This window comes from Serratia microhaemolytica (genome assembly GCF_004011885.1).
GTDB classification, from domain to species: Bacteria; Pseudomonadota; Gammaproteobacteria; order Enterobacterales; family Enterobacteriaceae; genus Serratia_G; species Serratia_G microhaemolytica.
Map to the genome: position 1 here is coordinate 1 of NZ_SBEF01000141.1, position 517 is coordinate 517.

The 517-nt window shown below is 69.2% G+C and carries 1 protein-coding gene; it reads right to left on the minus strand.

The annotated features are described in order from the left end of the window. Nucleotides 1–517, minus strand: a 517-nt coding sequence (locus EOJ37_RS14585) for a DUF6531 domain-containing protein (RefSeq protein ID WP_240651736.1), incomplete at both ends; no start/stop codon positions are given.

The following is a 517-nucleotide window of genomic DNA, read 5'->3' on the forward strand; positions in this document are numbered from 1 at the left end:
CGTAGGGTGAGGTGCGGGTAGTTCGGGTGGTAGGCGCTGCTGTCGCCCGGCAGAAAGGTGAAGCTGTAGGTCTGGCCGGTGTGTTCGACGATGTCGACAAAGCTGCCTTGGCCGCTGACGAGCGCGTAGTCGCTCCAGTTGTCACGCCAGCCGAGGCCACACAGCCCGTGGCAGTCGCTGCGTGAGTGGTGGTGGCGGGTGAAGGTGAGCGGCAGGGTTTGCCCCAGGCGCAGGTCGCAGCGGTCTTCAAAGTAGGCGCCGGTGGCGACGTCGACCGGGTCGAGCACTTTCTGGATCAGGCGGTTGAGGCGGTTCGGGGCCGCTTTGCGTGCCAGGTGTGCGGCCTGGCTGGCGACGCGGCGGGTGGCTTGGCCAGCGGCGGCGAGTGCGCGTTGCGCGCCGGTCATGGCGCCGCGCAGCACTTTCGGGGCGCGGCTGGCGAGTTTGCCCAGGGCGCCGGTTAAGCGCCCGGCCAGTTTCTGCCCGAGGCCGGAGGGCGGTAGTACGTAGCTGGCGA